18 protein-coding genes are annotated in these 22,022 nt (G+C 66.4%); 3 read left to right on the forward strand and 15 right to left on the reverse strand.

Features of this window, described 5'->3' with window-relative positions:
- Positions 1 to 19: 19 nt before the first annotated feature.
- The 3 genes from ASC93_RS09085 to ASC93_RS09095 all read left to right on the forward strand — a co-directional run bounded on the left by ASC93_RS09085 (position 20) and on the right by ASC93_RS09095 (position 2,769).
- Complete coding sequence (locus tag ASC93_RS09085; protein WP_056440304.1) at positions 20 to 865, forward strand: hypothetical protein; 846 nt, start codon at positions 20 to 22, stop codon at positions 863 to 865.
- 210 nt (positions 866 to 1,075) lie between these two features.
- Entirely contained in the window at positions 1,076 to 1,639 is a 564-nt protein-coding gene (locus ASC93_RS09090) for an HAD-IIIA family hydrolase (RefSeq protein WP_056440306.1), read from the forward strand.
- Positions 1,636 to 2,769: a glycosyltransferase family 9 protein gene (locus ASC93_RS09095; protein WP_056440309.1), complete on the forward strand. Its 1,134-nt coding sequence runs from the start codon at positions 1,636 to 1,638 to the stop codon at positions 2,767 to 2,769. The genes ASC93_RS09090 and ASC93_RS09095 overlap by 4 nt, the downstream gene beginning before the upstream one ends.
- 40 nt (positions 2,770 to 2,809) lie before the next feature.
- Here ASC93_RS09095 and ftsH read toward each other — a convergent pair whose 3' ends face one another.
- The 15 genes from ftsH to ASC93_RS09170 all read right to left on the reverse strand — a co-directional run bounded on the left by ftsH (position 2,810) and on the right by ASC93_RS09170 (position 21,934).
- Positions 2,810 to 4,720: an ATP-dependent zinc metalloprotease FtsH gene (gene ftsH, locus ASC93_RS09100; protein ID WP_056440562.1), complete on the reverse strand. Its 1,911-nt coding sequence runs from the start codon at positions 4,718 to 4,720 to the stop codon at positions 2,810 to 2,812.
- Between the two features lie 108 nt (positions 4,721 to 4,828).
- The gene (locus ASC93_RS09105; protein ID WP_056440311.1) at positions 4,829 to 5,383 is read right to left on the reverse strand and encodes a lysis system i-spanin subunit Rz; all 555 of its coding nucleotides are present in this window, start codon (positions 5,381 to 5,383) and stop codon (positions 4,829 to 4,831) included.
- Positions 5,380 to 5,859 (reverse strand): lysozyme, encoded by a 480-nt coding sequence (locus tag ASC93_RS09110; protein ID WP_056440313.1) that lies wholly within the window; start codon positions 5,857 to 5,859, stop codon positions 5,380 to 5,382. Before ASC93_RS09110 ends, ASC93_RS09105 begins: the two co-directional genes overlap by 4 nt.
- Positions 5,856 to 6,083 (reverse strand): hypothetical protein, encoded by a 228-nt coding sequence (locus tag ASC93_RS09115; RefSeq protein WP_056440314.1) that lies wholly within the window; start codon positions 6,081 to 6,083, stop codon positions 5,856 to 5,858. Before ASC93_RS09115 ends, ASC93_RS09110 begins: the two co-directional genes overlap by 4 nt.
- Positions 6,084 to 6,150: 67 nt before the next feature.
- The gene (locus ASC93_RS09120; RefSeq protein WP_056440316.1) at positions 6,151 to 8,985 is read right to left on the reverse strand and encodes a LamG-like jellyroll fold domain-containing protein; all 2,835 of its coding nucleotides are present in this window, start codon (positions 8,983 to 8,985) and stop codon (positions 6,151 to 6,153) included.
- The gene (locus tag ASC93_RS09125; RefSeq protein ID WP_056440318.1) at positions 8,985 to 9,818 is read right to left on the reverse strand and encodes a hypothetical protein; all 834 of its coding nucleotides are present in this window, start codon (positions 9,816 to 9,818) and stop codon (positions 8,985 to 8,987) included. The genes ASC93_RS09120 and ASC93_RS09125 overlap by 1 nt, the downstream gene beginning before the upstream one ends.
- The gene (locus tag ASC93_RS09130; RefSeq protein WP_082547889.1) at positions 9,818 to 12,295 is read right to left on the reverse strand and encodes a tail fiber domain-containing protein; all 2,478 of its coding nucleotides are present in this window, start codon (positions 12,293 to 12,295) and stop codon (positions 9,818 to 9,820) included. Before ASC93_RS09130 ends, ASC93_RS09125 begins: the two co-directional genes overlap by 1 nt.
- The gene (locus ASC93_RS09135) at positions 12,292 to 13,761 is read right to left on the reverse strand and encodes a hypothetical protein (protein ID WP_056440323.1); all 1,470 of its coding nucleotides are present in this window, start codon (positions 13,759 to 13,761) and stop codon (positions 12,292 to 12,294) included. The genes ASC93_RS09130 and ASC93_RS09135 overlap by 4 nt, the downstream gene beginning before the upstream one ends.
- Positions 13,758 to 18,065, reverse strand: coding sequence for a DUF4214 domain-containing protein (locus ASC93_RS09140; RefSeq protein ID WP_162251831.1), 4,308 nt, complete (start codon positions 18,063 to 18,065; stop codon positions 13,758 to 13,760). Before ASC93_RS09140 ends, ASC93_RS09135 begins: the two co-directional genes overlap by 4 nt.
- A gap of 100 nt (positions 18,066 to 18,165) precedes the next feature.
- Positions 18,166 to 18,561 carry a hypothetical protein gene (locus ASC93_RS30555; protein WP_157201817.1) on the reverse strand — a complete coding sequence of 132 codons (396 nt, stop codon included), beginning with the start codon at positions 18,559 to 18,561 and terminating at the stop codon, positions 18,166 to 18,168.
- Positions 18,489 to 18,932, reverse strand: a complete 444-nt coding sequence (locus ASC93_RS09150; RefSeq protein WP_157201818.1) for a hypothetical protein — start codon at positions 18,930 to 18,932, stop codon at positions 18,489 to 18,491. The genes ASC93_RS30555 and ASC93_RS09150 overlap by 73 nt, the downstream gene beginning before the upstream one ends.
- A gap of 94 nt (positions 18,933 to 19,026) precedes the next feature.
- Complete coding sequence (locus tag ASC93_RS09155) at positions 19,027 to 20,238, reverse strand: phage tail tube protein (protein WP_056440330.1); 1,212 nt, start codon at positions 20,236 to 20,238, stop codon at positions 19,027 to 19,029.
- A 70-nt stretch (positions 20,239 to 20,308) separates the two neighbouring features.
- Positions 20,309 to 20,707, reverse strand: coding sequence for a hypothetical protein (locus tag ASC93_RS09160; protein ID WP_056440332.1), 399 nt, complete (start codon positions 20,705 to 20,707; stop codon positions 20,309 to 20,311).
- Positions 20,708 to 20,937: 230 nt separating this feature from the next.
- Entirely contained in the window at positions 20,938 to 21,480 is a 543-nt protein-coding gene (locus tag ASC93_RS09165; protein WP_056440334.1) for a hypothetical protein, read from the reverse strand.
- Positions 21,481 to 21,550: 70 nt separating this feature from the next.
- Positions 21,551 to 21,934, reverse strand: a complete 384-nt coding sequence (locus ASC93_RS09170) for a hypothetical protein (protein WP_056440335.1) — start codon at positions 21,932 to 21,934, stop codon at positions 21,551 to 21,553.
- Positions 21,935 to 22,022: the final 88 nt, after the last annotated feature.

Here is a 22,022-nt window from a genome sequence, read left to right on the forward strand (position 1 = left end):
AGATCGAAAGGAGACGACCATGGACGCGAACCAACGCAGCGAAGCGAACAACCAGACGAACAACGGCGCCAACGAAAAATGGACGCCCGGGTCCGAGGGCGCCAGCGCCGACCGCGGCCAGCCGCTCGACCACACCTACGCGCACGGCGCCGGCATGCAGCAGGGCAACCAGCAGCGCGACGTCATGGGCAGCCAGCAGGGCGGCGCCGGCGGCCGCGAATACGGCGAGGATGCCGGCATCCCGGGCGGCTCGATGGAAAACCAGATCAACGGCGGCTCCGGCGCCGTGCAGGGCGTCACCGACAGCCACCAGCGCCAGATGGAACAGAAGTCCGGCGCCTATGGCCTGCTGGAACAGGCCGTCGGACACCGACCCAAAGACTCGGGCGTGAATCTGAACCAGCAACGGGCCACGCAGGGCGGCGGCATGCACGGCCCGCGCAGCGAGCTCCCGGCGCAGCCGCCGGGCGGCCCGGCGGGCAACCGCCAGTCCGGCGCATCGTCCTCGACCCAGGGCGGCGGCATGCCGGGGCCCGGCAGCGCCGGCGGCCATGAGGCCCAGCGCGGCAACACGCAGCTGGAGGTAACCGGTTCGCGCTCGCCGGTCAACCAGAATTCCGACTACGGCGGCGTGCACGAATCGAACGACGTGGCCGGCGGCCTGCCGCGCTCGCCGGGCAACACGGGTGCGGACAGCACCGACCGCCAGGGCTCGCAGACGGGGTCCACCGCGTCGGCGGGCGGCCCGCCGGTGCACAAGTCGAACGACGCCGCCGGCGGCTATCCGCGCAGCCCCGGCTTCGCCAACAAGCTGCACGGCGACGAGAACATGGACGACGACACGGGCTTCAAGAGCAAGCCCTGAGTCCCTGTTGCGCCGGCCCGTCGCGCGGGCCGGCGCTTCCCCTCCTCCGTTCTTGATCCAGATTCAAGCGCCGGACGAGTTCCGGAACCCAGCCATTTCCCTCGCGGTCGAACCTGACACATTGCCAGACTGCGAGCGAAGCATGCCGAACGAGAACGGAATTGCACGAGGGAGCCGCGCCGCCGCGCGCGCCGGGGAGGCGCCCCGGCCATGAAAGCCGTATTCCTCGACAAGGATGGCACGCTGGTGGACGACCTGCCGCACAACGTCGAGCCCGCGCACATCGTCCTGTGCCGCGGCGCCGGCCCGGCACTGCGCCTGATGGCGCGGCTCGGCTACCGCCTGTTCGTCGTCACCAACCAGCCCGGCATCGCGTTCGGGCGCTTGGCCGCGGCCGCGATGGACGGGGTCCGGGCCCGCCTGCGCGAACTGCTGCTGGACGAGGAGCTGGCGCTCGACGGCTTTTATTATTGCCCGCATCACCCGGAAGGGACGGTCGCGCCGTGGGCCGCCGAATGCCACTGCCGCAAGCCGCTGCCGGGCCTGCTGTTGAAGGCGGCGCACGAGCACGGCATCGACCTGCGCGCGTCGTGGATGGTGGGCGACATCCTGCACGACGTCGAGGCCGGCAACCGGGCCGGCTGCCGCACCATCCTCATCGACAACGGCAACGAAATGGAATGGCGGCTGGGCCCGCGCCGCGTACCGACGCGCATGGCGCCCGACCTCTACACGGCCGCCGTGCTGATCGCCAGCCACGGGGACGCAGCATGACGGCGCCCTGGCAACGGGCCCGGCGCATCCTCTGCGTGCGTCTCGACTCGCTCGGCGACGTGCTGATGTGCACCCCGGCCATGCGCGCGCTGCACCGCGCCGTGCCGGGACGCACGCTGACCCTGCTGGGTTCCCCATCCGGCGCGGCCGCGCAGCCGTACGTGCCGGAACTGGACGACGCCGTCGCCTGGATCGCCCCGTGGGCGCACGCCGACACCCGGCACGCCGATCCGCAATCGCACATGGCCGGCCTGGCGCTGGTCGGCGCCCTCGCCGCGCGCGCCTTCGACGCCGCCGTCATCTTCACGACCTACACGCAGAGCGCGCTGCCGGCGGCACTGCTGTGCCAGCTGGCCGGCATCCCGCTGCGGCTGGCCCATTGCCGCGAGAATCCCTACGGCCTGCTGACCGACTGGATTCCCGATCCCGAGCCGACGCCCCTCGTGCGGCACGAAGTCCAGCGCCAGCTGGCCCTCGTGCAGCGGGTCGGGTGCCGCAGCGCGGAACCCGGGTTGTCGTTCGTGCCCGCGCCGGCCGACGCCGCCGCGGCGCGGATGCGCCTGTCGGCGGCCGGCGTCGATCCGGACCGGCCGTGGATCCTGCTGCACCCGGGCGCCGGCGCCGCCTCGCGCCGCTATCCGGCCGCGCACTGGGCGCAGGTGCTGCGCCTGCTGGCGCACGATCCGCGACTGCCCCTCGTGCTCACGGGGAGCGCAGCGGAAGCGGAACTGGTCGACGGCATCCAGTTCGCCGCCGCCGTGCCGGCCGTCTCGCTCGCGGGACGGCTGTCGCTGGGCGAACTGGGCGCCGCGCTGCGCCTGGCCGCCGTCGCCGTGACCAACAACACCGGGCCGGCCCACATGGCCGCCGCCGTGGGCACGCCGGTGGTCGACCTGTACGCGCTGACCAATCCGCAGCACACGCCGTGGCACGTGCGCAACCGCGTCCTGTTCCACGACGTCCCCTGCCGCTTCTGCTTCAAGAGCACCTGTCCGCACGACCACCACGCGTGTCTTGCCGGCGTCGCCCCGCAGCGCGTCGCCGACGCCGTGCACGAACTGCTGGGGACGGCGCCGCCGACCGCGCCGGCATTGCCGGCAGCAAAGCCGGACACCACCGTGCCCAGCTGACCGGGATGCGACGATGCTGCCCCGTGAATCGCCATCCCGGCTACCTGCCCGCCACGCTGCGCACCGCGTGCGCCGCCGATGTGCCGGGCGCCGGTACGCCGGCCGCCGGTACGCCGGCCGCCGAGACGTCGACCGCATGGGCGCGCACGAGCGCCTGCAGCGCGTCGCGCTCGACGGTTTCGTGATCGAGCAGCTGCCGCGCCAGCGCGTCCAGCAATGCCCGCTGCTCGCGCAGCGTGGCGCGGACGCGCTGATGGGCCTCGTCGAGCAGCCGCGCGATCTCCGCATCGATCAGGCGCGCCGTGCGTTCGCTGTACGCCGCATGCTGCGTCGCCGGGGCATAGGGCGCGCCGGCCGGCTGCTCGAAGGTCGCCAGGCCGACGCGGTCGCTCATGCCGTATTGCGCGACCATGTGGCGCGCCAGGTCGGTCGCCATCTGCAGATCGTTCTGCGCCCCCGTGGACGCGTCGCCGAACACGAGCTCTTCCGCGACGCGCCCACCCAGGAACACATCCATCCGGTCCAGCAGTTCACTCTGCTTGAGCAGGTAGCGGTCCTCGGTCGGCAACTGCTGCGTGTAGCCGAGCGCGGCGATGCCACGGGGGATGATCGACACCTTGGCCACCCGGTCGGCGTGGGCACGGCATTCCGCCGTCACGGCGTGCCCCGCCTCGTGGAAGGCCACCGTTTCCTTTTCCATCGGATTGATCAGGCGCGAGCGTTTTTCCATGCCCGCGACGACGCGGTCGACGGCTTCGTCGAGGTCGCTGCGCTCGACCCGGTCCTTGCCGCGCCGCGCGGCCAGCAGGGCCGCTTCGTTGATCAGGTTGGCAAGGTCGGCGCCGGCCAGCCCCGGCGTCTTGGCGGCCACGGCCGCCAGGTCTGCGTCCGGCCCCAGCGTGACCTGGCGGGCGTGCACCTGCAGGATCTGCTGGCGGCCCTTGAGGTCCGGCCGGTCGAGCGCGACGTGGCGGTCGAAGCGGCCGGGCCGCAGCAGCGCCGGATCGAGGATCTCGGGACGGTTGGTGGCGCCGAGGATGATCACGCCCTTGTTGGTGTCGAAGCCGTCCATCTCGACGAGGAGCTGGTTGAGCGTCTGCTCCTGCTCGTTGTAGCCGCCGACGAGGCCCGCCACGCCGCGCGCACGGCCCAGCGCGTCGAGCTCGTCGATGAAGATGATGCACGGCGCCACCTTCTGCGCCTGGACGAACAGGTCGCGCACGCGGGCGGCGCCCACGCCGACGAACATCTCGACGAATTCCGAGCCGCTGATCGAAAAGAACGGCACCCCGGCCTCGCCGGCCACCGCCCTGGCGAGCAAGGTCTTGCCGGTGCCGGGCGGCCCGACGATCAGCACGCCTTTCGGGATACGCCCGCCGAGCCGCCGGTAGCGTTGCGGGTTCTTGAGGAATTCGACGATTTCCATCAGCTCGTCGCGCGCCTCGTCGATCCCGGCCACGTCGTTGAAACTGACGCCGGTCTTGCTCTGCATATAGACGCGAGCCCGGCTCTTGCCCACATCAAACAGCCCGGCCGCCACGCCGCCCCGCTTCGCCAGCCCGCCCCACATCCAGAACAACAGGAGCAGCGGCAACGCCCACGACACCAGCGTACTCATCCATTCGCTGCGCTGCTGGCCAACGTAGCGGACGTGCGCCGCGTCGAGGTCCTTGACGAGATCCGGATCGGTCACGCGCACGGCGTTGAACGGACACAGCCCGTCCGCATTGCACTTGATCGACTGTGCGCGGTCGTGCGGCAGGATGGCATCGAGGCCGCCGGACTTGAGGGTGCCGGACACGTTCGTCTCGGTCAGCGTGACGTCGCTGACCTTGCCGCCGTGCAGGAGCTGCTTGAATTCGCTGTAGGCCAGCGGCGGCGGCGTCGCGAAGTCCGTCACCGATTGAAACAGCATGAACAGGACGATGGCGAACAGCCAGTACCACAGCATGGGACGGAACGCATTGCTGCCGTTGCCTGCCGTGCCCGACTTGTCGTCCACTGTTTCCGGTTTATCGTCCACGTCGCCTCCCGCAAACCATGTTTGATCGCCGCACACCTACTCCGTTTCATTGTAGGCGCGAATCACGGCGTCATAGGCGGCAATGCAGGCGTTGAGGCGGACGATGGCGGCGTCGCCTTCGCCGGTGAGCCGAGCAAGACCTGCGGCAACCGCCGGGTCAAGTTCGGCTGGAACGGCGGTTCCCGTATCCAGGCCGGCAGCACCGGCGGCGTCAGGCGGTCGGGCTGGATCGGCCGCACGGGCGCGGACAAGGACTGGCAGCCGGCGACGGCCAGCAGCAAGATCGGACTGCAGCGCAGCCCCCTGGGTCTGGACATGAGTAAGTTCCTTTTGAAGTTTGCCGATGTCGGCGATGGCGGCGTCGAGCCGGTCCTGCGCGGCCTTGACGCGCGTGTTCGCCAGCCGCAGCGCGTCCTGCGCCTGGCGTGTGCGCTCGGCCTCGACGAGGTCGCGGCGCGTGCTCTCGCGGCTGACGCCGATCCCGATGAGATGGTCGCGATACCCGACCAGGGCGGCCGCGCCCAGCAGGCACAACGCCGCTGCCGCGACCCATGCCGGGATGCCCAGGCGGGCGAGGATCGCGGCGATCATCGCGCTTCCCCGCGGCACAGCGCGCGCTCGGCCTGGCGCCGCCGCGTCAGGCCAGCCACTTCGCGGCCATCGACCTTGTTCCACAACAGCAGCGCGTCGCAGGCGCCGGCCATGTCGCCGGCATTCGCCCGTCGCGCCATGCTGGAGCGGCAGAATGCGGCGACACCGATGTTGTAGGCGGCATCGACGAACGCCGTCTTCTGGCCGTCCGTCAAGGGAACGTGGACGCACGCCAGGACGCCGGCCGCGTGACGCTCGAGGTCGCGTGCCAGCTGGGCATCGCACTCGGCCGGCGTGTACGTCCGCCCCCACGTCGCGTGCCCGGTCGCGCCGTCGCAATAGGTCAGCACGCCGCCGAGATCGCGGTACGTGGTCAGGACGCGCCCCTCCTGCGTCGGCGTGAACGCGACCAGCGCGGCGGCGGCCGTCGCCCCCACGAGAGCGGCCAGGCCGGGGCCGGGAATACGGCGCGTCATGAGTAATCCTCCCACGGAGAATTGCCCATATGCGCCAGCGCGGCATCGCTCTCGCGCTGCTCGCGGCGGTCGCGCCGGTACACATAGATGGCGTTGATGACGAAGGTCAGCAAGGCCGTCACGATGCCGACCAGGACACCCAGTTCGGTCAGCGTGAGCGAGGCGCCGATCGACGTCATGCCGCCGGCGTAGCTCATCACCTCCAAAGTGCTCGGTTTGCTCATAGAGTACCTCTCGGATCGACGAAAAAAGGCCCGCCGAAGCGGGCTGCGGTTGATGCACTCGATCAGATCAGCCTGGATCGCTCCGGCTGGCCATGACCTGGACCCAGGCCGCGCCGGGCGAAACGGCGAACCTGACGGTGTCGCGATACCCGTCGAAACTCACGACGTAATCCTTCGTGGCGCCCACGCGTTTCACGACGCCGGCGACGAGCACGTCCCTGACGCTCCAGCCGGGTGGCAGCGTGAAGTCGGTCGTGCCGGCAGTGGAGTCGAAGTCGAACGGAACGACGTCGCGCGCGCCCAGGCCGCGCACGTCGTTGCGGCGCAGTTCGTCGCGCAGCACGAGCGCCGGCTGCTGGTAGCGCGCCCCGCCGATGCCGCCTGTGATGTGTGCGCCCGAGGCAGCCGACAAGGCGGTCACGGCACCGACCGGTGTCGCGGCGCTGTCCACACGTTGCAGGCCATGGAAGGACGAACGACCCCAGCTCGTGCCGACGTGCAGCGTGTCGATGGTGCGGTCGTATGCCAAGGCGGTGCAAGCCGTACTGGTGCCGTCGACAGTACACTGGGCACCAGGCTGGAATAACGGAAGTTCGTCGCGATAGATTTGGGCGATCTGGTCGTCCGACGGCAGCGCAGCGGCGATTCGCAGCATCGCGGCCTTTCCGCTGTAGGAATTGCCGAGAATGGTCCCTTGGCTGTTACCAACGCGCAGGACATTGCCGGTTGCCAGCGGCATGTAGGTGTCGACGCCACCACTGACCTGTGCACCGCCGTTCACGTAGCCATACCACGTTCCAGACTTGCGATAGACGCAGAAGAAATACCAGCTTCCATCAGTGGGAATGGCGCCAACGCCATAACGCTTGTTGCTGCCGCCGCGCCCTGTATAGAGTTCCAGCAGACCGGTTCCGGACGCGTTAGGCGTCAGGATCAGGCCATTACCGGATGTCGCATTTTCCAGAGCGAGAAGCATCTGGGCCGAATTACTGTGAGAGGCCCAGCCCATGATGCTGAAGTCGCTGGACCCGAAATCGATCGCGCTGTTGTATGACTGCTCCAGGTAGTTCGCCGTCGAGAAGCCGGAGTAACCGACCAGTTGGGCACCGGGGGCCACGGCAGCCTTCGTGATGCTGCCGTTGATGGCCAGTGCCACTCCCTTGACACTGCGATCAGGGTCGGCGAGCTTTGCGCTGATTGCGTCAAATGATACGGCGGAATTGGATGATGCCGCCATTATCGAAAGAACCGTGATTGCTGATGTCGCCGTAAATACGCAACTAAGGTTCGAATTGCTGCTAAATACGTTTGTTCCGGATATTTCAGCAGATCCCGGGCCGGACTCGCCGATATACACACCGACGGTCCCGCTGAGTCTTTTAACGGTTACCGTGTAGCGTTTCCCAATAACAGTTGGGATAGTTTGGAAAAAAATCAGGTTGGACGATGCTCCCGTGGTGGCGTTAACTTGCCCACTCACGACGTTGACAACAGCTGTTGCTTCCTTGGTCCAGCCAGTAATATCTGAATCAAAGTTCCCGTTGGTGACAAGCTCGGCGCCGATCAGTGTCTCGGACACCGTATCCGCAAGCCAGGCGCCACGCGAGTCGCCCACCTGCCAGCCGCTGGTGTAGGTGTTCGCGATGTACGCCACCATGCCTTTCGCAGGCGAACAAGGATTGTCCCGATACAAAGTAACGCCGTCGCCAGAACCTGACGCGCGAGAGGGAACCAGCGCGTTAAGCAAATATCCGAGTGTTGCGGGCGTCGCCGTTGGGTAATATTGCTTTGTCCGCCAGCTATTGAGCGACGTGCTGGTCGGCGGGATCGAACCTACCGAAACACTGCCCCATGTCGCATTGTTGCTCTGCCCGACCCACATTGTATCGTCTGAACCGAACCCGATCTTGTCGACAGAATCGTTCGATCCGTTCGTGATGTTGGCTACGGTGCCGTCCTGCCGAATAACGCTGACGCCGCCCTGCGTTGCGATCGCGACAGTCGCAGTCGGCATGCCGGTCGAAGGATCAATCGGCGCATCGGCCAGCACGGTCATCGCGACGTCGTTGACCTTGTGGTTGACCAGGGCCGGGCCGTTCAGGCCATACAGGAAGTCGGCCGAATTGTTACGTTGGGCGATCGTGCCCTTGAACTGGTTGCGTCCATTTGCACGGAAGACGTTGCAGCCTTCGCTGACGAAGTTGACGGCGACCAGGCCGGCAAACGTGTCGTTGGCATTCCCGACCAGCAGCAGGCCATCGCGCATCGCCGCGCTGGTCAGCGTGGCCGGGCCATACAACAAGGCAGCCCCCACGTCACCGCTAAACGCCATCCACATGGGTAGTTCCGGATGAGTGGCGTCGTAAATGACCAGGCGCTGCGCCTCCACCACGATGAGTCCCACCGCTGGAAATTCACGCGTGTTGCCGCGGGAGACCCGTTGTCCGGCCGTATCCGACTGGATCTGGTAGAACAGACCGTCTGTCGTGTTCTGGAAGTAGTCGAACGTCCGGCCACCGAAAGCAACAGCAGCCGGCACGCTTGCAAATTGACCGAGCCACTTGCCGGACTGAAGCGCCTCGTTCTCCCAGCTCGTATGCTTGCACCGCTTGCGCCATGCCCCGCCGTCGCTGTCGCCGCTGGTGTCGTACAGGAAGACATCGACGACAGTGTCCGAATGAAATTGCTTGCTCAGCGCCGCCAGCTGCTCGTTCGGCGCCGTCGACGCCAGCCAGGCTGCGAGCGCCGCGTCGCGTGCGCTGCCCGCCTGTGCCGCGCTGCTTGCGGCGGCCTGGGCCGCGGTCGTCGCCGCGGCGCTCTTGACCTGGACGTCGTCGTCCAGCGCATTCATGGCCTGGAATGCCTGGGTACCCGGCATCCCGTAATAAAAACGATTGCTCATCAAATCTCCTCGATATCAAGTGAAGTTGCGTATTGCTGGAACAGCGGCGTGGTCATCACCGCCGTGTTCGACAGCTTTCCGTACAGCTGGTGTGTCTGCTCAAGGCGCGCGTCGTCGCTGTCCGGATACAGGCTGAAGAAGAGCGGGCGGCACATCCCGTTGCCCCACACGATGCTCCACAGCGTGGCGCGGTCGACCGGGCTCAGGGATGCCAGGCTGACCGACTGCGTCTTGTGCCGCGTGCCGACGTCGGTGACGAGGTCGCCGGCGTCCGTGCGGACGTGCTTGCTGGTGTCCACGGCCTGCACGGGCGCGCCGAATTCGGCGTTGATGCTCGGCTCCCAGTAGACCCCGCACACGAGGCGCGCGGCCTCGATGCAGCCGGCCGGGTTCGTGTCGTCGGCGATGTCGAGTACGAGTTTTTCGACCATGCCTGGGGTCGGCACCCACGCGCGGGCATAGGTGCCGCCGCCGTTGGTATAGGCGTTGCTGCCGAGCGGAACGGAGCCCCAGTCCCACAGGCCCAGCACTGGCGCGGGACAGGCTTCGACGGCACCGGTGTCGAACAGCGGCACGGCGTCGCCGGCCCTGGCATAGCCGCGCACGCGTAAGGTCGCCCTTGGGGTCAGGTTACAGAACGGCAGCACGACGCCGCCGATGGCCTCGGCCACCGGCCACGTGGCCGTGATCGTGGCCGTCGTGCCGGTGCTGCGCCAGACGTCGGACTTGATGTCGGCAAGCAGGCGATCCGGCGTCATGGCACCGGCCGAGGACGACGCCGCGATCGACGCGCGGTCGGCGGCGTTGTCGTAGATGATGCGAAGATTTGGCATTAGTCCCCCTTCAGTTGTTTGATCGCCTGCTCCTGCAGTCCGAGTCGTGTGGACAGTTCCTGGACCGCGCGGATCAGCGGCGAGATCAATTCCTCGTAACGCAAAGCCTGTTGCGAATCCTCGTTGTCGATATCACTGAGCGTCCAAAGGGCCGCGTTGTCCACGCCATGCGCAAGCAAGGCTTCACGGACTTCCTGCGCGATCAGGCCGTAGTGGCGTCGCACGCCCGACTGCGGAACCACGTCGACCTGCGGCTTCAGCGGTGTGCCGTCCTCGTCCGCGCCTTCCATCTCGTAGGTGGTCACCGCGTTGTGGCCGACCTTCAGCCGATACGACACGGGGCGCAGTGCGTTGATGAAATCAAGGCCCAGCTCGGTTGGTATGATGTCGACCTTATTGCGCGAATCCGACGACGTGATTACGCCGGTCATCGAATACACGGTAGTCCAACGGTAGTTGTCCGTGCCGGACGCGCCGAGGCTATATGCGTTGTCGTTCGAGGGACTGGTGGTGAACAGATAGTTCGGGCCGCCGCCGCTCTGCACGATTCCGTTCGCACCGCTCGTTATGTTCACTGCATTGCTCTTGGCCCCCGCTTGAAGTAGCAGAGCCGGCGCAGTGCTCAGGCTGACGGTACCGATCGTCAAGGCTGCACGGTTCCCGTCATACAGATTGCCGACCGTTGCAACGCTCAGGAGGGTGTTGACAGAACTGACAAGGCCAGCACTGTTTACCTGGAACTCGCCGTTTGGTCCAAGGTGCACGGTGACGCCATTAATCGTGCCACCACTCAGAACGTCGGCTGATAGCGTGCCGCTCACCACCATGTTGCCGTTGATCCAGGCCGCAATCGTCTTCCAGGTTCCGTTGTCGTAGAAGCGCGTTTCGCTGAAGTAGCTGCCATTGGTAAGCGTCATGCGGTCGCGATTGTATGGACCCGATGTGTAACCGGACGAGTAAAACAGTGAGTTCGCCGTGTTCGTGTCCGCCGGCCAGTAGTTCGCCGTGACCACCACATCGACAGTGCCACGCTGGCCGTCGGTGCCAAAGCCGTCGTTGCCGTTCTTCGCCATCAGTTGTACGACAGCCCACTCGCTCGCGGCGATGACATCGGTTGCCGTATTGGCTGCTGCGGTCGCGGTCGTGACCCAGAGATAGCCGCCACTGGAATCGGCAGGCACGTTCTGCGTCCAGCCGCCGTCCATGCCCGACGCAACGCTGGTGGCAAACACATACGTCACGGTAGCGGTAGGCTTCGCCGGGGCCACGTTGGTGGTGGTCCTGCGATACAGGTACACAGTGGCCGTGTTCAGGCCATTGATACCGTTGTTGCCGCTCTGGGCAAGCAGCACCGGAGCCGCCCACTCGCTCGCGGCGATGTCGTCCGTGGCGGTCGTACTGCTCGCGGACGCTGCGGCGACGTACAGAGGATCCGTACCGACTGGCATCGTCTTGGACCAGCCATTGGCAAGCGTAGCGTTGGTGATGACGGCCGCGGCGAACGAATAGGTGACGGCGCCCGGGTTATCGGCCGGCGCCGCCGCCGCGCGCTTGTAGGCATACACGACGGCGTTGGATACGCCGACATCGCCGTTCTTTGCCATCAACTGGACGGCGGCCCATTCCGTCGCAGCAATCGTGTCGCTCGTCCCGCCCGCTGCCGCCGTCGCGGTCGTGACCCACAGATAGCCGCCGCCCGAGTCTGTCGGTACGCTTTGCGCCCAGCCGCCGTCCATGCCCGTCGCTGCGCTGGTGGCGAACGTGTACGTAACAGGGACGCTCGGCTTCAACGGCGCGACATTGGTGGCGGTCCTGCGGTACAGGAACACCGTTGCAGCGTTGATCCCGTTATTCCCGCTCTGGGCGAGCAGCACCGGCGCCGCCCACTCGTTCGCCGCAATCGTGTCGTTGTCGGCGGTTCCGCTTGCCGAGCAAACGCACACATACAGCGGGTCCGCGCCTGCCGGGATCGACTTTGTCCAGCCGTTCGCCAGCGCGTCCGTGCCCGGCGTCGTGATGCGGCCTTGCGAGAACGTGAAGGTGACGACGCCCGGATTGTCGGTCGGCACGGTCGTGGCGCGCTTATAGGCCTGGGCGATCCCAGTGGACGTGCCCGGCAAGCCCTGTGTGCCATCGTAGGTCTTGAAGATCGTCTGCCTGGCTTCGTACGTTACGCCATCGCGGGTCATACTCGCGGTGACGACAACGGAGTCGACGGGCATGTCCGACAACTTAAGCACGGCCTCGTTGCCGGAGATGGTCATTACCGTCGCCGGGTTCACGGCCCAGTCGACGTTCCCGGTCATGTTCAGGACGACCGCCGACAACGTAATGGCCGCCGGCGATCCGCCGCCGCCGGCAGGGATACGGAACGAGCTCGCGCTGGCGCCGAGCAATACAGCACGATCCGCCGCAGGGTAAAAGCGGGCGCCGGCACCCGCCAGCAGCACATCCCGATCATTCACGATCGCACTCATACCAGCACCCCCACCTTGACGCGCCCCGTACCCCAGTCCGGCGCCAGCGACATCACCATGCCGCCGACGCCCTCCCGCATCCCGTAACGCGGATGCTGCAGCGTCACCGCCTGCCCCAGCTCGAGCTGCAGCAGTTCCGGCATCCCTTCGAACTCGTAGACCATGCGCGGCATCTTCCACAGGCCGAGGCGGCGCCCGCCCTCGGCATCGGCATCGACGCGGCGCAGCAGCATCGTGTCCTGCTGCACCGGCTCGGCGTCGAGACGATAGGTGGCCAGCACGCCCGCATCGCTCCGCGTGCTGGTCAGCCACTCCGTCGCGAACAGCGTCTTGTGCTCTTCCGGGATACTGGTCACGAGGCCTTCCTGCACGGTCCAGTTCTTGTCGAAGCCGAGCTTCACGGCGCCCGCCACGTCGGTGCGCGCCGTCGGCGCCAGCGTGCCCTCGGCCATGTGCTGCGGTCCGATCGCGAAGGCCGGACCGGGCGCAGGGAGCGCCACCTGGATCAGGCGCAGCTGCCCCAGGCGCGACATCACCAGCTGGGCGCCGACGCTGCCCGCCAGGTCCTGGCACGCGGTCAGGATGTTGACCCGGTCCGGCGCGTACAGCCCCACCGGTTGCGGATGGGCGGCGTCGAATGCGGCCAGGTTCGCCGCGTCGAGATCGGCCGCGGTGAAGCGGTCGCCCGCCTTGCCGTAGCCGGTCGCGAGGCGCTGCACGAGCTGCGCCACCGTATTCGCGTAGACGCCCGGCTTGTCGCCCTGCACGGATGCCGTGATCGCGCCGACGGACGCCTGGTTCAGCGTGAACCTGCCGGCCGCGTTGTCGACGCTGACCGACACCGGCACGCCGTTGTCGCGCACTTCGAAGATGCTTTCCACCGGTCCCGCGTGCACCTGGTAGGTCAGCGTGCCGGGGTCGGCGAGCAGCGGCGTCACGTTGTGCACTTCGCCGAATGCCACCGGCAGCAAGGCGTCGGCGTTCTGCGTGGCGCCGCCCAGCTTCGCTTCCGTGATCGGCGTGTTCAGGCGCTGCAGCTTGTCGCGCAGGCGCAGCGCCAGCTTGTCGGCGCCGCGCGGCGCGATGTCCGCGACGATGCCGTTGAAGATCATGCGGAAGTCGGCGCGGGCCCAGCGTGCGTCGCCGATCCAGGCCTGGAGCGGGCGGTTGGTCCAGACGTACGAGGCCCAGTCGTCGCGCTCGCCGGCGACGTTGCCGATCTCGATGTCGCCGGCCGACAGCGCGCCGTCGCCCTCGAGCGACAGCTGCTCGGTGAACAGCACGCCGACCTGCGCGATCGGCCGGTAGTGGATATTCGCCGGGACGTCGTCCGGCGCCGTGTTGTATGGCTTCGTTGCCATGTAAAGCGTGGTCTCGACGCCGGCGACTTGCGCCACCGCCTCGATCAGCACCACGCGGCGCGCGGCCGGATGCTTCAGCCACGCCACGAATTGGTCATCGGTCATGTTGGCATTACCCTCGTTTCACGTGTTTGTGCGGCGACGAGCGCCGCCCTGGCGGTCGCCTCGACGATCTTGCCGGCCGAGTTGTCCGAGACGGCCGCATTGGCCGCCATCAGGTCCCCGGTCTGGCGCTCGGCATCGCCGCGCAGGCCGCGCACTTCGTCGCGCAGCGACTGGTTGTCGGTGCGCAGCGCCTTGATCTCGCCGACCAGCGCGTTCATGTTCGACGTGCCCAGCGCGCCGTAGTCGAGCGGCGCGGCCGGCGCCAGATAGGCCGCCGTGTCCCGCACCTGGACGTCGGCGCGGTTCCCGGACATCGTCCCGTGCCCCGCGCTCGCGTCCTGGTATTCGGCACTGCGGCCGATCGCCTGCGCGATGTCCGCGATCGAACTGCCGGCCGCCATCGCCTGCTCCCAGAACTTCAGGCCCGCCGCGTCGGGGGCACGATGCAGCATCGACTGGTAGAGCGCCGTGATCGCGCTGTCCTGCGACGCCGCCACCGTGCCCGTACCCGCCGGGCCCATGACGCTGGCCAGGTCCCTGATCGCCTGCCCGACCGACGTGACTTCCTTCTTGACGTCGACCAGGCCGGCGACCTGCCGGTTCAGCGCGTCCAGGCTCGCCTTGCCGACGTCGACCTGCTGCTCGGCCCATTTGATCGCGTCCTCCGTCGCGGCCTGCGCATAGGCGAAGTCGCGCTGGTACTGCGCACCCGACGCGTTGACCGCTTGCGACGCGCTCAGGAACGCGTTGTACGCATCCTGGTACTGGCCCTGGGCGTCGGCGTCGCCGGCCCGCGCCCCGCTCAGCGTCTTCTCGTACTGGGCTTTCGCCTCCAGGTACTTCTGCTGCGGCGTGAGCGTGGACAGGTTGCCCAGCAGCGCGCCGTCGTGCAGCTTGCGCAGGCTTGCCGCGAAGTTCGACATGCGGTCGGTCGTCGCCTTGATCGCGTCGGACTCGGTCTGGTAGGCCGTCGTCAGCGCGGCGCGTGCGGAGGCGATGCTGTCCGTGGCGGATTCGGTGGCGGGATGGATCTGGGCGAAGGCATTGGCCACACCGAACAAAGCTGCGGCCGCGGGCGCGCCGGCGGCACCGAGCTTCAGTTGCGCCTCGACCATCGCACGGAACTCGTCGCGGCTTGCCGGCATCGCCAGGCCGACCTTCTGCAAGACATCGGCAACCTGCTGGCTCATCAATGCAGATTTTTCACCGTCGCTGTAGAACGCGTCGTAATACGCGCCTGCGCTATTGGCAAGCGCATCGATACCTCCCGCTGCCGTCATCAATGCCGACACGGCTTCGTCGCTCATTGCACCGAATCCAACCAGGTGCTCTCCCATCACTTTCAGGGCGCTTTCCGTCTTGTTGATCATGTCGACGGTCTTGCCCATATCATCAAGTGACGGCGCATCACCGAGCGCGTCGAGCATCTTGCCCGCCCATCCGGGCAAGCCGATCTGGTCCAGGGCGTAGCGCACCGACTTGCTGATGTCGGCCAGGTATTGCTTTTGCCCTGCCTCCCCGTCCGCGAATTCTTTCGGGGCCCAGCGCGACGTTCTCGTATCCTGCCAATCGAGGATTTTTTGCCCTCCCTTGCTGACGCTCAGGCCACCCCAGGCGCCATCCTTGGAGGAGTCGTCAGCAAACGCAGTTGCCACCGCATAGCCGGCTTTTCCACCGAATGCCGTTGCTGTACTGTCGAGCATTGATGCGACGCTCGCAGCCACGCTGGAGACAAACTTTTCGGTATCGGTCGATATCGCCGTCTTTTCAAAGTGCAGCGATTCCGCCTGGATGATGCTGGTCGTACCGCCAGACGACGATGCCGCCCCGCCGGTATGCGGTGTGCCCGAATGGTCGATCGATTTCGCAAGCATATAGACTGCGGCAGCCCCAAGTGCGATAGGTCCGAGCGCGCCGGCTGCCATGCCGATGCCTTGCGCCCACGCGCCGTTGGCAATCATGGCGCCAGCCGCGCTCAAGCCGGCGCTCATGCCGGTGCCGGCAATGCTGTTCATGAAGCCGGTCGCAAGATAACTGCCAAAGCTGCTCGCGATACCGCTCGCCCCGACGAGCGAACTTATCCCGCTGCCGATTCCGCTGCTTGCCGCGCTTCCCGCCCCATCCGCTGCGGCGCCGCCGCCGAGGAGTGAAGTCATCCCCTGTGAAATCGGGGTCATCGCAGCATTGATCGCGCGCTGCACGACCAGCTCGTCGAAGATTTTCTTGAGCGCGGCGCCAAGCTCCTTCGCCATTGACTTGCCGCTCTCGAAACCGCGCATCATCGCATCGGTCAGCGATTTCTGGATCGACTCAGCAGTGTGTTTCCATTCCTCTTCCGCCTTCTTGGCGGCTTCTCCGGCCTGTTTCGTCGACTCGGCCGCCGCGTCCTTGCCCGCCAGTTTGTCCTGCGCTTCGTGTAACGATTTCAAGGCGTCGATCTTGCGCTGGATGGCATCACGCTCCAGGTCCGACAGCGTCGACGATTGCCTGGACGCTTCGAGCTCGGCGATTTGCATGTCGGTGATTGCGGCCGGCACCATCCCGTAGCTCTTGATTTTCGTGTTCAGTGCCTGCGTCTGCGCATCGATGGCGTCAATATCCCGCTTCGCCGCCGCCCCGGCGTCGGTGGTGGCCTTGTTTTCCGCCTCCTTGGCCTGCGCGCTCTCCTCCATGGCTTTTTTCGCCGCGGGTTGCTTGCCAATCAGCTCCTCGACCAACTTGACGTACTCGGCGTCGCTGAGATTCCTCGTCGTGCGCATCTTCTCGAGCAGGCTCAACTGTTGGATATAGTCGCCGTTCACACCCAGAAGTTCGGCGGTGCGCTTTGCTTCGTCGTCGCGCTCCACGTCGACGTTGCTCCTGGTTGAGGTCTTGGCGGCCGAGTTTCCCAAGTGATCCGAGGTGACCTTCTTCTTTGCCTTCTCGGCGGCTTGGCTTGCCGCTATTTCGCCCTGTGCAAGCTCATCGAAACTCTTATGAATCGCAGCCACTGCTTCCTGATGGGCTTTCTTGATATCCTGGGTACGTTCGGTGAACGACTTTTGCTCGGCGGCCGCCGCGCGCAATTTGGCCGCATAGGTATCGAGAGACGATGCGGTATCCGTCGCACCGAGCAGGGAAAATCCCTTGCCCGCACCCGCGAGAAAACCGGCCAGCGCCGTCCGCATTTCGGCGATGCGATTATTCCAGGCGGAGCTGATGTACTCCCATGCCATTTCGGCGCCGTACTTGAGATGCTCCCAGCCAGTCAGCATGACCTCGACGAACGCCAACCCCGCCAGGCGCGCTTCGACGAAGTTGTCGTACAGCCAGCTGCCGATCTCCCATCCGGCGAAGGCTGCCATCATCACGCTTCCCGCAAGCCGGACTTTCGTCAGCGAGCCTTCCGCCAGCCTTGCGGATACGCTCATGCCGCCGAAGCTGTTTGTCAGCAGATCGGTGGTGCTCGCGCCAATCGCCATCGCCAGGCGAACGAGCAGGACTTCCTGTTCGAGAGCGGCAAACGCCGTCGTGACGGCCGCGACGATCGCCGGTCCCGCGACGAATACCGCGAAATACGCGGCGCCGATTTCGGCTGCGATTTTCAAGCCGGATACGATGGCATCCGCCTGTTCGCTGAATGCTTTCAGTGCGCCCGTTACGGCCTCGATCCCGTCCCGTGCGACCTCGCCGAGCCCCGCTTGCGACAGGCTCAGCGTAAACGCATTCCAGGCATCCTTGAGATTGCCGATCGCGCCGTCGAGCGTCGCGCTCTGGATCGCCATGGCATCGCCGAACTTGGTCTGCCCCAGCGTTTGCAAATAGGCTTCGATTTCCTTGGCATTGTTGCCGATGGTGGCCGTCGCGCCCTGGAACGTCAACGACACGCGACCACCGTTCTTCTCGGCGCTGATACCGAGTTTCTCGAGCTCTTCGAAATTGCCTTTCGCGGCGTCGGCGACCGCGTCGACCACCTTGTCCAAACTCTCGCCGAGGCCCGTCGCCGTATTGCCATACGCCCGCAACGCCTTTTCGGATGGGTCCAGCCCGGCCGTCTTCAGCTTGACGAATGCCTTGGTGGTTTCCTCCACATTGAACGGCGTGACCGCGGCCAACGCCTGCAGGCCCTTGAATGCCAGAGCCGCATCGCCGACCGATCCTGTCACAACCTTGAGTTGTGTTCTCAGCGTGTCGAATGAGCGCTGGGCATCAAAGAGTTTGGAAAGCGCCTCGAACGCCTTGCCCAGTTTCTCGACCGCCTCCGTCATTTCGGTCAGCGGTTTTATCGACGCGAGAAAGCCCGTTTCCGAGTCGCTTGTAGTCATGCTTTCTCCTAACGAAAAAGCCACCCGCAAGGTGGCCTGAATAAAAAATGGATACCCCGCCTTGTCGCCACACGACGTCGGGCCACCGGGAACCGGCGGCTCACTCACCCTTGTGCATCGCCTCCAGCGCAATCGCATCGAACACCTCGATCACGTCCAGCTCCCACGCGCTGAACTCGACGCGATGCAGGGCCTGATACGCAAGGATGTCCTGCGGCGTGACCGGCCCCGGACCGTTGACCGTCATCGACCGGCCCATGCGCCGGAACGCGTCCCAGACGGGGCGTCCCAGGCGCGGCCAGGCCACGTGCAGGCGCGGGTCGACGTCGCCCGTGCTCTGCGCGACGCGCTGCAGGTGCGCGCGCAGCGGCGCGCCGTCACCCTGCCGCGCGGCGAGCTCGTACTCGGCGCGGCAGCACTCCGCTAGGCTTTCGCGGAGTCGGCGATAAAAAGCTCGGTCTTGTTGATGCCGGTGCGGACCTGCTGGCGGATCCACTGCTTCTTCGGATCGGTCAGCAGCGCGCGCACGTTGGCCGGCGTGCAGTCGAGGGGCTGGCCGGCGCGGGCGACGTTCCAGCCCAGGCAGGCGGCCACCAGGTATTCGGTTTCGTCCTCGTGGTCCTCGAGCGGGTCGGAGGCGGGCATCTTGCCGGTCGCCGCGAACTCGGCGCGCAGCTTGCGCGTGCGCGCCAGGTCGATGCGCTTGCGCGATTCGTGTTCCGGGCTGGCCAGCTCGATCCAGGTCGTGGTCGGCTCCTTGGTCTTCGGGTTCTGCAGCACCAGCTTGCCGCTCGGGACGTCGTCGAAGGCGTCGATGTCGAGGTTGGCGACGAGCTTGTTCAGCAACGGGGACGGTTGTGCGTTCATGGTTTCTCTTTCACGGAAAAATAAAAATAAGGATGGCCGGGCCGGCCGCCGCGCCCGCGCGGGCGACGGCGGCCGGTACCGGCCGGGGCGCGGATTACAGTGCGCTGTCCTGCACGGCGATGGTCGTGAGGTCGGTCGGCGCGTTCGCACCGCCGTTCACGTTCAGGAGGGCCTGGAACGGGATGGTCTGGATCAGGATCTTCTCGCCGTCGTCCTTGGCCGCGTCGCTCAGCTTGAGGCGGCCGATGCTGAAGGCGACGAAGTCCGCGCCGGCCGAGTTATCGGCCGTGAACACGGCATAGGCCGAGATCTCGGACTCGTTGTAGAAGGCGTCGCGCAGGACGGTCGAATCGAACTTGGCCGTCAGCTGGCCGGTCACGACGACGCGGCCCGACGCGACCTGGTCGGCCACGTTCGCGCCGATGCCCGGCTCGCCGGACTGGCCGCAGGCGATGTCGATGCTCATGCTCGTGATCGTGCCGCCGGACACGCCGCCCACCGACACCACACCGTTCACCGCCGCCATCGTGCCGGTCACCGTGACCGGCGTCGGGCTCGTGAAGTACTGCGCGGCACCCGCGGTCGCATCCTTGCCGGCGAATTCCAGCGAGATCGTCGACATGCCGGTGGCCGGCATCGACAGCGACACCTTCGACACCTTGCAGCCGCTGAACACTTCGCCGGCCGGGACGTCCGGGAACCAGTGCTCGATCGAGAACGACTTGTCGGTGTGGCCGGACTGCGGCACCATCGTCTTCTTGCCGATCGCGGTGACGGTCGCGCTGGCGATCGGCCCTTCGGCGACGAGCGCGCTGCCGTTCAGCGTGCGGCCGGTCAGCACGGTCGCGGTGACGCCGGTGACGAGGATGTTCTTGCCGAGGTTCGCGGCATTGAACGCCCCCGCGGTCAGGCGCACGACGTCGCCGATCTTCACGCCGTCGGCCAGGAACGAGCCGGCCGCACGGGTGAGGGTCCAGGCCCCGGCCGTGCCGCCGACGGTGATCGAGGCGCCGGCGATCGCCGCGCCGGCCGCGAAATCCTTCTTCAGCGCGGCGGCGATGAAGTCGGCGTAGGTCTTGGCCGACAGTTCGCCGGCGATCGTGCCGCCGACCTTGCGCAGGCCGTGACGGAAATCCGCGACCTGGAAATCGGTGCGGATCTCGTTGCTCTGGTACGTGTCCTTGGACAGGTTCAGCGACGAGGTCACGCGGCGCAGCGCCTGGGCGGCGGATTGCGCCGGCAGTACGCCATAGGTGGTCTCGGGCTTGTAAATGACCTGCTTGAATACTCCGCTTGCGGTTCCCATGTTTCTCCTTTAGGACATAAAAAAAGCCCGCAAGCGCATGCTGTGCGGGCTGGTTGACGAACTTGATGAATCAATCTGCTTCGTAGTACGTGACGCCGAAATCGAGCGACTGGCGGAACGCGCCGGCATCGTCGGTGACGTCCGGGCCGGTCTGCTCGCGTACCACGCTCACGACGTCCAGGCCGGCGATCCGGCCGCTCTGCAGATTGCAGGCGCGGCGCACCGACGCGAGCAGCGTCTTGGTCTGGTCGTAGCCGGTGCTGACGGCCGTCACCTGCACGCGCGCCGTAACGAGCGCAGCGTCGCCGCGTGTACCGGCGCCCGGCTCGGGCACGCAGTCCAGTTCTGCGACATACAGCGCGGGCAATGCCGCCGGCGTCGCCTGCGGTGCGCCGGACAGGATCTGGCTGTCCGGCACACCCAGGTCGGCCGCACCGGCCAGCAGCGCGCGGATGATGAGGGTGGACATGGCTTCCTTTCGTTCGAGGTAAAAAAAAGCCCGGAACGGGTCCGGGCTGTCGATGGATGGACAGCGTCGCAGCTGTCGTGGTCTGTCGCGTGTTTCGGCTATCGGTGGCGGGGGTGCCGCGCATTACGGGTGCCGAAAGAATGTAGGTAGAAGTATAAACAGAACTACTGTGTTTTTATACAGTATCAGCCTAAAACACGAAATATTTTCCAGGCCGGATACCGCGGCGCCTAGCGGCTGCGCAGGCGGCGGTTGGCCAGGCGTGCCTGGGTGGCCGCGATGTCATGCAGTTCGCTCACCATGTCCTTGACGCGCTCGCGCACGAAGCCGCCGGGGCAGGCGATCGGCGCCTCGCCCTTGCCGCCGCATTCCGCGCAGGCCCCGGCGTGCGCCTGGCCGGTACCGGCGCAGGCCTTGCAGGTGCTGTCGAGCCAGTAGGCGAGCGAATGTTCGGCGACGGTGCGATACAGCTTGTGCGCGGCCTGCGCATCCCACGCGGTGTTTTCCGGCACCCAGCGGCGCGCGCGGCCACGCCTGGTGACCTGCGCCGTCCACAGGCGCAGCAACTGCGCCAGATTGCCGGTATTGCCTTCGAATGCCTGCGCGCTCAGGCGATCCGCATACTTCACGCGGTACAGCAGCAAGCCGATGTCGCCCGTCGATTCGGCAGCCGCGAATGCCGCCGCCATCAATGGATCGGCATGGTGGTGCCGGCCGTCGTTCGTCAGATTCGGCGCGCCCAGCGCCCGGATATAGCGGTCTGCAAACCCCATCACTTCCTCCTTGATATCCCGGCCATGCCGGCCCTCCGCCAGCACGACGCCGGGACGTTGCGTCTTGTCGTTATCGTTTGTCCGCCGCCCCGAACAGGGCGGCCACCAGCGGATCGCGCCGGCCGACGCGCGGGTAGCTGCGCACCGTCGTCTGCACGGGGGCGAGCAGGTCGTCCCCGGTGTCCGCCTCCGCCGCTTGCGGCGACACCGCTTCGGGTGCCGGTCCGGCATGCCACAGGTACTGCCAGCGCGGCTGGCCCAGGTTGACCTTGGCGCGATGGACGCAGCCCCGTTCCAGCAGCCGCTCCAGGCGCAGGCGAGTCGCCGCCAGCGAATAGCCGGCGTCGTGCGCAAGCTGGTCGGCCTGGCGCGGTCCTGCCCCGAGCAGCGTCACGATCGCCGCTTCCAGCGGGTCCGTGGCGTGGCGCGTACGCCGGTCGTGCGTATCTCCCATAAAACCCTTCCAAAGGTTTAGCATTTGACGTAGAGTATAGAACTCTAAACTGATCAACGTCAAGAACACTAAACCCTAAAAAGTTTAG

The sequence above is a fragment of the Massilia sp. Root335 genome, assembly GCF_001425685.1.
GTDB lineage: Bacteria > Pseudomonadota > Gammaproteobacteria > Burkholderiales > Burkholderiaceae_D > Telluria > Telluria luteola.

Coding starts and splice junctions, on each gene's coding strand:
- ASC93_RS09170 (WP_056440335.1), bottom strand. CDS start 21,934: ATGGGAGATACGCACGACCGGCGTACGCGCCACGCCACGGACCCGCTG.
- ASC93_RS09150 (WP_157201818.1), bottom strand. CDS start 18,932: ATGAACGCACAACCGTCCCCGTTGCTGAACAAGCTCGTCGCCAACCTC.
- ASC93_RS09155 (WP_056440330.1), bottom strand. CDS start 20,238: ATGGGAACCGCAAGCGGAGTATTCAAGCAGGTCATTTACAAGCCCGAG.
- ASC93_RS09115 (WP_056440314.1), bottom strand. CDS start 6,083: ATGAGCAAACCGAGCACTTTGGAGGTGATGAGCTACGCCGGCGGCATG.
- ASC93_RS09095 (WP_056440309.1), top strand. CDS start 1,636: ATGACGGCGCCCTGGCAACGGGCCCGGCGCATCCTCTGCGTGCGTCTC.
- ASC93_RS09110 (WP_056440313.1), bottom strand. CDS start 5,859: ATGACGCGCCGTATTCCCGGCCCCGGCCTGGCCGCTCTCGTGGGGGCG.
- ASC93_RS09090 (WP_056440306.1), top strand. CDS start 1,076: ATGAAAGCCGTATTCCTCGACAAGGATGGCACGCTGGTGGACGACCTG.
- ASC93_RS09140 (WP_162251831.1), bottom strand. CDS start 18,065: ATGACTACAAGCGACTCGGAAACGGGCTTTCTCGCGTCGATAAAACCG.
- ftsH (WP_056440562.1), bottom strand. CDS start 4,720: ATGCTGTGGTACTGGCTGTTCGCCATCGTCCTGTTCATGCTGTTTCAA.
- ASC93_RS09165 (WP_056440334.1), bottom strand. CDS start 21,480: ATGGGGTTTGCAGACCGCTATATCCGGGCGCTGGGCGCGCCGAATCTG.
- ASC93_RS09120 (WP_056440316.1), bottom strand. CDS start 8,985: ATGAGCAATCGTTTTTATTACGGGATGCCGGGTACCCAGGCATTCCAG.
- ASC93_RS09130 (WP_082547889.1), bottom strand. CDS start 12,295: ATGAGTGCGATCGTGAATGATCGGGATGTGCTGCTGGCGGGTGCCGGC.
- ASC93_RS09125 (WP_056440318.1), bottom strand. CDS start 9,818: ATGCCAAATCTTCGCATCATCTACGACAACGCCGCCGACCGCGCGTCG.
- ASC93_RS09105 (WP_056440311.1), bottom strand. CDS start 5,383: ATGATCGCCGCGATCCTCGCCCGCCTGGGCATCCCGGCATGGGTCGCG.
- ASC93_RS09160 (WP_056440332.1), bottom strand. CDS start 20,707: ATGTCCACCCTCATCATCCGCGCGCTGCTGGCCGGTGCGGCCGACCTG.
- ASC93_RS09085 (WP_056440304.1), top strand. CDS start 20: ATGGACGCGAACCAACGCAGCGAAGCGAACAACCAGACGAACAACGGC.
- ASC93_RS09135 (WP_056440323.1), bottom strand. CDS start 13,761: ATGACCGATGACCAATTCGTGGCGTGGCTGAAGCATCCGGCCGCGCGC.